This is a genomic window from Janthinobacterium sp. AD80 (assembly GCF_002878455.1).
Classification (GTDB): Bacteria; Pseudomonadota; Gammaproteobacteria; order Burkholderiales; family Burkholderiaceae_D; genus Janthinobacterium.
Map to the genome: position 1 here is coordinate 1 of NZ_NRDQ01000135.1, position 11,321 is coordinate 11,321.

7 protein-coding genes and 1 pseudogene are annotated in these 11,321 nt (G+C 60.6%); 6 read left to right on the top strand and 2 right to left on the bottom strand.

Going from position 1 to position 11,321, the window contains the following annotated elements; all coding sequences use genetic code 11:
• The 5 genes and pseudogenes from JaAD80_RS22355 to JaAD80_RS22375 form a co-directional block, all read left to right on the top strand.
• Positions 1-271, top strand: a pseudogene (locus tag JaAD80_RS22355) (DUF4124 domain-containing protein); the annotation flags it as partial.
• Between the two features lie 5 nt (positions 272-276).
• Positions 277-1,365 carry a nitrogen regulation protein NR(II) gene (gene glnL / locus JaAD80_RS22360; RefSeq protein ID WP_102297590.1) on the top strand — a complete coding sequence of 363 codons (1,089 nt, stop codon included), beginning with the start codon at positions 277-279 and terminating at the stop codon, positions 1,363-1,365.
• 47 nt (positions 1,366-1,412) lie between these two features.
• Positions 1,413-2,900 carry a nitrogen regulation protein NR(I) gene (gene ntrC / locus JaAD80_RS22365; protein WP_102297591.1) on the top strand — a complete coding sequence of 496 codons (1,488 nt, stop codon included), beginning with the start codon at positions 1,413-1,415 and terminating at the stop codon, positions 2,898-2,900.
• A gap of 146 nt (positions 2,901-3,046) precedes the next feature.
• Positions 3,047-4,012 carry a magnesium/cobalt transporter CorA gene (corA, locus tag JaAD80_RS22370; protein ID WP_102297594.1) on the top strand — a complete coding sequence of 322 codons (966 nt, stop codon included), beginning with the start codon at positions 3,047-3,049 and terminating at the stop codon, positions 4,010-4,012.
• 135 nt (positions 4,013-4,147) lie between these two features.
• Positions 4,148-5,530: a GAF domain-containing sensor histidine kinase gene (locus JaAD80_RS22375; protein ID WP_102297597.1), complete on the top strand. Its 1,383-nt coding sequence runs from the start codon at positions 4,148-4,150 to the stop codon at positions 5,528-5,530.
• On the opposite strand, the gene JaAD80_RS30440 is transcribed toward JaAD80_RS22375, so the two are convergent.
• Positions 5,498-5,839 carry a hypothetical protein gene (locus tag JaAD80_RS30440; RefSeq protein ID WP_146012481.1) on the bottom strand — a complete coding sequence of 114 codons (342 nt, stop codon included), beginning with the start codon at positions 5,837-5,839 and terminating at the stop codon, positions 5,498-5,500. The two genes, JaAD80_RS22375 and JaAD80_RS30440, sit on opposite strands and share 33 nt — an antisense overlap.
• Positions 5,840-5,929: 90 nt before the next feature.
• Here JaAD80_RS30440 and JaAD80_RS22380 point away from each other — a divergent pair, with 90 nt between their 5' ends.
• Complete coding sequence (locus tag JaAD80_RS22380; protein ID WP_180979537.1) at positions 5,930-8,620, top strand: TonB-dependent receptor; 2,691 nt, start codon at positions 5,930-5,932, stop codon at positions 8,618-8,620.
• Positions 8,621-8,697: 77 nt separating this feature from the next.
• Here the strand turns inward: JaAD80_RS22380 and JaAD80_RS22385 are convergent, their stop codons facing one another.
• Positions 8,698-10,332 (bottom strand): NAD(P)/FAD-dependent oxidoreductase, encoded by a 1,635-nt coding sequence (locus tag JaAD80_RS22385; protein WP_102297601.1) that lies wholly within the window; start codon positions 10,330-10,332, stop codon positions 8,698-8,700.
• Positions 10,333-11,321 lie beyond the last annotated feature (989 nt).

Consider the following 11,321-nt stretch of genomic DNA (forward strand, 5'->3'; position numbering starts at 1 on the left):
GCCGGCCGCCGGCGCGTTTCCCCGCGTCGATGGTGCCGAGCAGCGCGCGCGCGACCTGGACCGTCGCCAGATACTGCAGGATGAATTACGCAGCGAAGAACAGAAACTGGCGGCGCAGCGCCTGGAATTTAACGCCGGCCAGCCGGAGCGCCAGGGCAACGAGCGCAACTATGCCAAGTACCAAGAACGGGTGGCGCAATTGAAGGACAACATTAGCCGGACACAGCAGAACGTCGAGGCCCTGAAACGCGAGATCGCGAATATTCGGTAAAGCACATGACACTAGATACCCATGCCAGCCGCCCGGCCCATCTGGCCGGCCTTGATTTGCTGGCCTCGGCCGTGATTTTGCTCGATGGCGACGGCCGCATCAGCTATGCCAACGCGGCGGCGGAAAACCTGCTGGAAAGCTCATTGAAGGCCTTGTCGCGGCAAAAGCTGACGGCCCTGTTCCTCAATCCCGACGAGCTGGCCGGCATCTGCGCACAGGCGCTGGAACACAAGTTTTCCGACTTGCGCCAGGACCTGAGCCTGGAACGCCTGGGACGCGAACCGCTGCGCGTGCACAGCATCATCAGCGCGCTCGACGCGCCGCCCGACAGCGTGCTGATCGAACTGCGCGAAAACGTGCAGCAGTTAAAACTCGACCGCGAGGAGCGCATCCTCGACCAGAGCCAGGTCAACAAGGAACTGATCCGCAACCTGGCGCATGAAATCAAGAACCCCCTGGGCGGCATCCGTGGCGCGGCGCAGTTGCTGGAGCTGGAATTGCCAGCCCTGCACCTGAGCGAGCTGCGCGAATACACGCAAGTCATCATCAAGGAAGCGGACCGCCTGCAAACCCTGGTCGACCGCCTGCTGGCGCCGCACCGCCGCCCGCACATCGTGGGCGACGTGAATATCCACGAAGTGTGCGAGCGCGTACGCAGCCTGATCCTGGCTGAATTTCCAAGCGGCCTGACCATTTCGCGCGACTACGACGCTTCGATTCCCGAGTTTCGCGGCGACAAGGAGCAGCTGATACAGACCGTGCTGAACATTGCGCACAACGCTGCGCAAGCCCTGGCCGAGCGCATCGAGGCGGGCGACGCTGAGCTCATTTTCAAGACGCGCGTGGCGCGCCAGGTGACCCTGGCCAAGGTCCGCTACAACCTGGCATTAGACTTGCATATCATTGACAATGGACCGGGCATCGCACCCCAGATCCGCGACCGGATTTTCTACCCGCTGGTGTCGGGCAGGGAAGGCGGCAGTGGGCTGGGGCTGACCTTGGCGCAAACCTTCGTGCAGCAGCACCTGGGCGTGATCGAGTGCGAAAGCCGGCCTGGATACACCGATTTCAGGATCGTTCTGCCCTTGCCATAAGCGAGGGGTATCCCACCCATGAAATCCATTGCGGGACGCACACACTAATGAAGCCAATCTGGATAGTTGACGACGACGAATCAATCCGCTGGGTGCTGGAAAAAGCCCTGGCGCGGGAAAATCTCGCCACCAAGAGTTTTGCCAATGCGCGCGACGCCATCGCCGCACTGGAACTGGACACGCCGCAAGTGCTCGTGTCGGACATCCGCATGCCGGGCGCGTCCGGGCTGGAATTGCTGCAGACGGTCAAGTCGCGCTTTCCCGGTTTGCCAGTGATTATCATCACGGCCTTTTCCGACCTCGACTCGGCCGTCGCGGCCTTCCAGGGCGGCGCCTTCGAATACCTGGCCAAGCCGTTTGATATCGACAAGGCCGTCGAACTGATCCGCCGCGCGCTGGAAGAAAGCCTGCGCGAGACCAGCGTCGAATCGGGCCCGTCGGAAACGCCGGAAATCCTCGGCCAGGCGCCCGCCATGCAGGAAGTCTTCCGCGCCATCGGCCGCCTGTCGCAATCGAACGTGACTGTGCTGATCACCGGTGAATCCGGTTCCGGCAAGGAACTGGTGGCGCGCGCGCTGCACAAGCACAGCCCGCGCGCGGCGCAGCCGTTCATTGCCCTCAATACGGCGGCGATACCCAAGGATTTGCTGGAATCCGAACTGTTCGGCCATGAACGGGGGGCGTTTACGGGCGCGCAGACGACGCGCCGGGGCCGCTTCGAACAAGCCGAGAACGGCACCTTGTTCCTCGACGAGATCGGCGACATGCCGTTCGACCTGCAAACGCGCTTGCTGCGCGTGCTGTCCGACGGGCATTTCTACCGGGTCGGCGGCCATCAGCCGATGAAAGCGAACGTGCGCGTGATTACGGCCACGCACCAGAACCTTGAACAGCGCGTGCGCGACGGCCTGTTCCGCGAAGACTTGTATCACCGCCTGAACGTGATCCGCTTGCGCCTGCCCAGTTTGCGGGAGCGGCGCGAGGATATCCCCATTCTGGTGCGCCACTTCCTGGTGCAGAGCGCGCGCCAGCTGGGCGTGGAAGCCAAACGCATGAGCGAACCGACGATGCAGTTCTTGAGCGGCCTGGATTTGCCGGGCAATGTGCGCCAGCTGGAAAACCTGTGCAACTGGATCACCGTCATGGCGCCGGGCCAGACGGTGGAAATCAAGGACTTGCCGCTGGAACTGACGCAAGGGCAGGGCGACGGCGCCGCAGCCGTCACCGCCGAAGCGGCGCCGGTGCTTGCCGGCCATGCGCCGGGCGGCCAGGTCTTCGATGCGGCGGCACCGGTGAATGGCGCGCCGCCGGGCTGGATCGGCTTGCTGGAATTGCAGGCGGCCGGCATGCTGGGCGCAGGGCAGCAGGAAGTCATGGCCGTGCTGGGACGCCAGTTCGAGTCCGCGCTGATCAAGACGGCGCTCAAGCATACGCATGGACGCAAGAATGATGCGGCCGTGCGCCTGGGCATCGGCCGCAACACCATCACCCGCAAAATCTCCGAACTGGGCATCGACGGCGCCAAGGACGATTGATGCATGGCGGGACGGGGACTCAGCCCCGTCCGCTTTCCCGTCGGCGTGCCATGCACGCCACAACAGCCACAAGAAATGCAGGCGATAAGGTAAGCTGGCGCCTGCCGGACTGTTTCGTCCGGTGTTAACTTGAACTGTGGAATAGCATGCTCATAAACTGCGTGGCCTACCAGGATGGCAAAAAACTGGCCGACTTGCCGATCGACGATATCAGCGATTACGTCGAGCGCCCCGACTGCTTCGTCTGGGTCGCCTTGCTCGATGCCACGCCGGCCGAGCTGAAACAGATGCAGCACGAGTTTTGCCTGCATGAACTGGCTGTCGAGGATGCGCAGCGGGGCCACCAGCGCCCGAAGATCGAGGAATATGGCGATTCGCTGTTCGCCGTGGTGAAAACCGTGGAAATGGTCGATGACGAGCTGGTGCTGGGTGAAGTCGACATTTTTGTCGGCGCCAATTACGTGCTTTCCTCGCGCAGCAACAGCTCGCAGGGTTTCCTCGGTGTCCGCGCGCGCGCCGAGCGCGAGCCGCATTTGCTGCGCCAGGGTTCGGCCTTCGTGCTGTATGCGCTGATGGATGCCGTCGTCGACCGTTACTTTCCCGTGCTCGACGCGCTGGAAACGGAGCTGGAACTGATCGAGGACCGCATCTTCGACCGCGGCACTGAACGCGACAATATCGAACGGCTGTACCAGTTGAAACGCAAGGTCATGGTCTTGCGCCATGTGGTGGCGCCCTTGATGGAAGCGGTGGGCAAGCTGCATGGCGGCCGCGTGCCGCCGCTGTGCCACGATACCCAGGAGTATTTCCGCGACGTGCACGACCATCTGGCGCGCATCAATGGCACGCTCGACACCATCCGCGACACGATCAGCACGGCCATCCAGGTGAACCTGTCGATGGTGGCCATCGACGAGAGCGAAGTGAACAAGCAGCTGGCGGCCTGGGCGGCAATCTTTGCCGTGTTCACGGCGTTTGCCGGTGTGTGGGGCATGAACTTCAAGTTCATGCCGGAACTGGACTGGCAATACGGCTATCCCGTCGCCGTGGGCCTGATGAGCTGCGTCTGCGGTTATATGTACTACCTGTTCAAGCGTTCCGGCTGGCTGTAAAAATTTCCTGCGTATCTGTATTATTAAACAATAGCCAGGGGTACAATCGCGGCAGGTCCGCATGCGCGGGCCATCGCCGATCGATAGCCGCGCGGGCAGCGTTGCCTGCGCCTCCCGTGCCGCGCAGGAGCATTCATGAGTATTCCGTTGTTTGATGTGAATTCGCAAGAACCCCTGTTCGATCCCGAGCAGCGGCGCACCCTGGCGGAAGCGGCCCTGCGCTCGATTACCGCCTCGACGGCGCGTGCCCGTGGCGACGACTTCCTGCGCATCCTCGTCAAGGACCTGGCCGAAGCGCTCGACGTGCACTACGTGATCGCCGGGCGCCTGGTGCGCCTGGCCGATGGCAGCGAAGGCATCCGCACCCTGGCCCTGTGGGGCGGCGACGGCTACCAGCCGAATATCGAATACAGCCTGCAGCACACGCCTTGCCAGGATGTCACCTGCCAGAGCATGTGTTTTCACGGCAGCGACATCCAGCGTCGCTTTCCATTCGATACCCTGCTAGTGGACATGCGCGCGGAAAGCTATGTCGGCATGCCGCTGATCGACACGGACGGCAAGACCCTGGGCATCCTGTCGGCCATCGACACGCGCCCCATCGATGAAAACAAGCGCTTGCTGGCCTTGCTGCTGCTGTCGATTTTCTCGGCGCGCGGCGCGGCCGAGCTGCAGCACCAGGAGCGCACGCAGCAGCTGGAGGAAGTCGTGCGCCAGCGCACCGAGTCGCTGCTGATGGCGCAGACCAATTTGATCGAGCAGGAGCAGATGGCGGCGCTCGGCTCGCTGGTGGCCGGCGTCTCGCATGAAGTCAACACGCCGATCGGCGTGGCGCTGACGGCGGCGTCGAGCATGGGCAGCTATGCCGACCAGCTGGTGCAACTGCTGGGCGGCGCCAAGGTCAGCCGTGCCGAACTGATCGACATTGCCGAGTCGCTCAAGGGCGCGGCGGCCCTGATCGAGCGCAATCTGGCCCGTGCCGCCGATCTGATCGGCAATTTCAAGCAACTCGCCGTGGACCAGGTCAGCGAATACGTGGCCGACCTGCTGCTGCATGATTATGTGCACGGGCTGGTGTCGGCGCACAGTCCCGAATTGCGCAAGGCGGCCCTGGGCGTGGAACTCGATATCGCCCCCGATTGCCAGGTGCGCCTGGCGGCCGGCAAGTTGTCGCAAATCCTCTCGAACCTGCTGATGAACAGTGCCCGCCACGGCTATCCGCATGGGGGGCCGGGACGCATCCTGATACGCGCGCGCATCGAAACGCAGACGGACGATGCGCCATGGCTGCTGCTGGAGTTTTCCGATGACGGCGTCGGCCTGGCGCCGGCCGTGCGCGAACACATGTTCGAGCCCTTCTTTACCACCAAGCGGGGGCAGGGCGGCTCCGGCCTGGGCATGCATATTGTTTATACCATTGTGCAGCAACTGGGCGGGCAGGTGTGCGCCATCGATAGCAGCCCCGGCTGCCATATCCATATCCGGCTACCGTTGGCGGCTTCCGCCCGCCGCGAATAATCCTCCCCAAGCCAGTGCAAAAATGGTGACTTTTGGTGCATAAGCTACACCATCATTGTGCAAAACAATATTACTGATTTGTAAAATGTTGTTTTTTGCGGCGGCGCTCAGTACGTCGTTGACACCCTCCAATCGCGCATGTTTTGATGGCTTACTAAGGTTCAGTTCGCTGATGGCGGCTGTGCCTTTAACAGAGTAGTTGGATGGCGGCGATTCATCATCCATGAAGTTCATACAGCCCTTCACTCGTGGCAAGAATGCGCTTTTTATAATGATAAGAATTTCAATGAGTTGATAGCCGTTATCCACGGATAGCCACCTGGATCTTCGGTGACGCTAGCTTACGTGATGATCATGCGATAAAAATTAGGGGAGTTTGCAATGATGATGGAAACAGTCTTGTCTCGTTCTTTACGTTTGATGTTTACAGGCGGCGCAGTCATGGCCAGCCTGACCTTGCTGGCCCAGCCAGCGATGGCGCAACAATCCGACGCGCCGATCCAGCGCGTGGAAATTACCGGCTCGGCCATCAAGCGTATCGATGGTGAAACATCGGTACCCGTCACGATCCTGAAAATGGATGACCTGAAGAAACAGGGTATCACCACCATTGAACAAGTCATGTCGAACCTGAGCGCGTCCCAGGCATCGCAAGGCACCAGCCAGGTGGTCGGCCTGGGCACCGGCGGCGCCTCGTTCGCCGACTTGCGCGGTATCGGCGCCAACAAGACGCTGGTGCTGTTGAATGGCCGCCGCCTGGCCAACAATGCACTCGACAGTTCGGCGCCAGACTTGAACATGATCCCGTTTGCCGCGCTCGAGCGCGTCGAAGTGCTGCGCGATGGCGCATCGTCGCTGTACGGCAGCGACGCGGTCGGTGGCGTGATCAACTTTATCACCCGCAAGGACTTCCAGGGCGGCATCGTCAGCGTCGGTGCCGACATGCCCGAGCAATCGGGTGGCTTCTCCAACAGCGCCAATATCGGCTTCGGCTATGGCGACCTGGAAAAGGACGGCTTCAACATCTTCGGCATGCTGGACCACCAGGGCCAGCGCGCCATCACGGGCACCCAGCGCAACTACAACACCCGCTATCCGGGTGGCATCTCGCCGACCACCAGCCCGGCCAATTACTACCAGGATGACAAGAGCGGCAACCCGACGGCGCCGAGCTGCGCCACCGGTACTTTCCTCGTCCCTGGCGGTGACGGCACCAGCTGCAGCATGACCACCTCGAGCTTCGTCGATTACGTGCCGAAAAGCGAGCGTACCACCGGTCTGATCAAGGGTACCCTGAAGCTCAATGCGAACCACGAACTGAGCCTGGAATACCTGAACAGCGAAAGCAAAGTGTACAGCGCCATCGCCCCGGTACCATACGGCGGCCTGTTCCAGAACCGCAACCGTCCTGACGGTTCGCTCAATCCCTACTTCCCAGGCAACGGCAACTTTACGCCGAACATCTCGCTGAGCCCGACCTATACGGAAGCGAATTTGCCTGCCGGCGTCAACCCCGGCTTCGTGCATGTCAAGTGGCGCGATTTGCCGAACGGCTCGCGTGCGGACGAAAACATCAACAAGCAACAGCGTTTCGTGGCTGGCTTGAATGGCAATCTCGCCGGCTGGGATTACAACGCCGCGCTGACGTTCAATGAAAACAAGGTTGCCGTGAACCTGATGGGCTACAGCGATGGCGGCATCATCACGAAAGGCATCCTCGATGGCGTGATCAATCCTTACGGCGAACAGGACGCGGCCGGCACGGCCTTGCTGAACAGCGCTTTGCTGAACGGTAATGTGCGCAACGCCAAGGGCACGACCAAGGTGGCCGACTTCAATGCCAGCCGGGAGCTGAGCGACTGGTTTGGCGCTGGCCGCTCCGCCGCGCTGGCCGTCGGTGCACAAGTGGGCCACGAGAAGTTCCTCAGCACCGCGAATGCGGAGTATGCGGCCAAGGTCGTCGCCAGTACCGGTATCGACCCGGAAACGCATGATGAAGGTTCGCGCACCACGCAAGCCGTGTATGCCGAGCTGAACGTGCCTATCTTCAAGACCCTCGACGTCACCGCCGCCGTGCGCTATGACCGCTACAGCGACTTCGGCAATACGACCAATCCGAAAGTGGCATTCCGTTACCAGCCAACCAAGGAAGTGCTGTTCCGCGGTTCGTATTCGACCGGTTTCCGCGCGCCATCGCTGTACGAGATCAATTCGTCGCAGACCTACACCAATACCAGCCTGCAGAACGATCCCGTCAACTGCCCTAACGGCACGGCCATACCTGGCAAGCCAACGGCTGCAAACTGCAAGCAGCAGTTCCAGGCCCTGTACGGCGGCAACAAGAAACTGCAGCCGGAAGAGTCGCGCAACATTACCTTCGGTGTGGTATTCGAGCCGGTCGCCGACCTGAGCATCGGCATCGACTACTGGGATATCAAGCTCGACCATTCGATTGGCATCCTCAGCGAAGATGACGTGTTTGCCGACCCAGCCACCTACGCCAGCGTGTTTCACCGCAATCCGGGTGGCAACCTGGCAACGGACGGCTCGCAATGCCCGAATCCGGCCACCTGCGGCTACGTCGACCTGCGCACGCAGAACCTGGGTGGCGTGAAGACCCGCGGTATCGACTTGAGCGTGAACTACCGTTTGCGCACCAGCGACTACGGTACCTTTGCCGTGGTATCCAACAGCACCTATGTCAACAAGTATGAGTACCAAAGTGCTGAAGGCGGCGACTGGAAGCAGAACGTTGGCGTGTATTCGGGTCCTGCGCCGGTCTTCCGCTGGCAGCATAACGTGACCTTGAACTGGAACAGCGGCATCTTCAGCGGCGGCATGACGGGCCATTACAAGTCCGGCTATGTCGATCAGGATCCTGAATTCAAAGTGGCGTCCTACACCACTTTCGATGCATTTGCTGCCGTGGCCGCCACCAAGGCCCTGACCTTGACGGCTGGCGTGCGCAACCTGTTCGACCGCGAACCGCCACTGAGCTATCAAACAACGACGTTCCAGGCTGGCTATGACCCACGCTTCGCCGATGCCATCGGCCGCACGGTCTACGTGCGCGGCAGCTACAAGTTCTAATCAGTTGCAGGCTGTAAATTGAAAAGCCCGGGCATGCCCGGGCTTTTTTTTGCTTGCCGCCAGTGGCGGCGCGGCGCTTACTTGCCGCGCGCGGCCATGGACAGGGCGACGGCTTCGGCCACCTTGATGCCGTCGACTGCCGCCGACAGGATGCCGCCCGCATAGCCGGCACCTTCGCCGGCGGGGAATAATCCGCGCGTGTTGAGGCTTTGCAGGTCGTCGTCGCGGCGCTTGATGCGGATCGGCGACGAGGTACGCGTTTCCACGCCCGTCAGCACGGCGTCGGCCTTGTAGTAACCCTTGATCTGCTTGTTGAACGCGGGGAAGGCTTCACGCAGGGCCGTGATCGCATACTCGGGCAGCGAAGGGGCCAGGTCCGTCAGGTGCACGGCGGGCTTGTACGACGGCACGACGCTGCCAAACTCCGTCGAGGCGCGCCCGGCCACGAAGTCACCTACCAATTGCCCTGGCGCATCGTAGTTGCTGCCACCGAGGGCAAACGCGCGCTCTTCCAGTTCGCGCTGCAGGGCGATGCCGGCCAACGGGTCGCCAGGATAGTCAGCCGGCGTGATGCCGACGACGATGGCGCTGTTGGCATTGCGCTCATTGCGCGAATACTGGCTCATGCCGTTCGTCACCAGGCGGCCTGGCTCGGATGCTGCCGCCACCACCGTGCCGCCCGGGCACATGCAGAAGCTGTAGACGGAACGGCCATTGCTGGCGTGGTGCACGAGCTTGTAGTCGGCCGCGCCGAGGATGGGGTGGCCGGCGCTGGGGCCGAAGCGGCAGCTGTCGATCAAGGATTGCGGGTGTTCCACGCGGAAGCCGATCGAGAACGGCTTGGCCTCGATGTACACGCCGCGGCGGTGCAGCATTTCAAACGTGTCGCGCGCGCTGTGGCCGATGGCCAGCACCACGTGGTTGCTGGCGATGGTTTCGCCGCTGGCCAGCACCACGCCGCGCACCTGGCCGCCATCGGCGCCGGGCACGATGTCGATATCGACCACCTTGCTGCTGAAGCGGTATTCGCCGCCCAGTTGCTCGATATTGGCGCGCATTTCTTCCACCATCTTGACCAGGCGAAAGGTGCCGATGTGCGGCTTGCTCACATACATGATCTCTTCCGGCGCGCCGGCCTTGACGAATTCCGTCAGAACCTTGCGGCCGTAATGCTTGGGATCCTTGATCTGGCTGTATAACTTGCCGTCTGAAAAGGTGCCGGCGCCGCCCTCGCCGAACTGCACGTTCGATTCCGGGTTCAGTTCGCGCTTGCGCCAGAAACCGAAAGTATCAACCGTGCGTTCGCGTACCTGCTTGCCCCGCTCGAGGATGATGGGACGCAAACCCATCTGCGCCAAGATCAGCGCTACGAACAGGCCGCACGGACCGGTACCGATGACGATAGGGCGCGGTTCATTGCTGTTGCCAGCCAACTGTTCACCACCGGCGACGAATTTATAGTCGGTGTCGGGCGCCGGCATCAGGTGCACATCATGTTGCAGGCGCGCCAGCACGGCGGCCTCGTTGCTGACTTCGACATGCAGCGAGTAAATCAACACCACGGCGCTGCGCTTGCGCGCGTCATAGCTGCGCTTGAAGACGGTAAAGCCAAGCAGGTCGGCGGCGTCGATGCCGAGCCGTGCCAGGATGGCGGCGGGCAGGGCCGCATCGTCGTGTTCGAGGGGGAGTTTTACTTCGTTGAGTCGCAACATGGTGTGTATTTTCAAAAATTGCCGGGCTCCGTATCTAGCGGAGAGTGGGTGTGGGCCGCGTGCACGGCGCCGTCAGGACGCTATTTTACCTGCTGTGCGGCGTATTGTTGCCGATGCGGCCGCCGGATACCGGGCGCGATGCCGGCGGCACGGCAGGAAAAATACATGCTGGCGTGGCGCGGTGGGAATGGCTTCTCAATACTGCGATAGCGCGCAGAGACGGAAATGCAATATGAAATGGTGCGGGTTTATTTATTCCGCAGCATTGAATCGAATACGCGTTTTGAATGGTGCTGGGCTGATCGGCGTAATAGCGACGCTGATCTTTTTAGATGGGGCGGAGAATGGTACTGAGGTGCGGAATAAATATTGCGGAAATATATGCGGGTATATTCTCGTGAAAATTGGGCTAATAAAATATCTTATTAAAAAATAACTTTGGAATGCGGGTATTTACGCATCCGATCAGCGCGGATGCTGCATTGCAACGTCACTATTTCTTTGAAAGCTGGATCGTAATGTAGAGCAAAAAATGAAGTTTTGATAGCTTTAGTTTATTTTGTTGTATTTTTCCAACATGCTAATTGTTGCCTCTGTGACCAACAGGCTACTTGGCGCCGGCGCCTGCCGCCACGCCCGTGCCATGCGGGAGAGACGCTGGAATGGCTGCTGTCCCGGTGCGCCACATTGGTGCGCCAGGGACAAGATAGCGGTTTGGCGGACCTTTTTTCAGCAACGCCGGCATTTTTTTTCCAACATCGGCGGGCGCTGTGGTGCATTTCCGGCGTGTAATTGGGACGCACTAGGAAAAGGCGTACAAAACACAGGCAGTATCTGGCACGCACCGTGTTGGTGCATATGAATTTGCTAGGCAGTGTAGCAATAATTTTTTTTGGCGCAAACTAAAACGTTGGTATCAGAAAAAGTGTTGTTTCTTGGATGAATCCGTTTTTAGTATTATTGACAGTGCTGCTTTGAAATGGTTTGAT

Coding starts and splice junctions, on each gene's coding strand:
- ntrC (WP_102297591.1), top strand. CDS start 1,413: ATGAAGCCAATCTGGATAGTTGACGACGACGAATCAATCCGCTGGGTG.
- JaAD80_RS22385 (WP_102297601.1), bottom strand. CDS start 10,332: ATGTTGCGACTCAACGAAGTAAAACTCCCCCTCGAACACGACGATGCG.
- JaAD80_RS22375 (WP_102297597.1), top strand. CDS start 4,148: ATGAGTATTCCGTTGTTTGATGTGAATTCGCAAGAACCCCTGTTCGAT.
- corA (WP_102297594.1), top strand. CDS start 3,047: ATGCTCATAAACTGCGTGGCCTACCAGGATGGCAAAAAACTGGCCGAC.
- glnL (WP_102297590.1), top strand. CDS start 277: ATGACACTAGATACCCATGCCAGCCGCCCGGCCCATCTGGCCGGCCTT.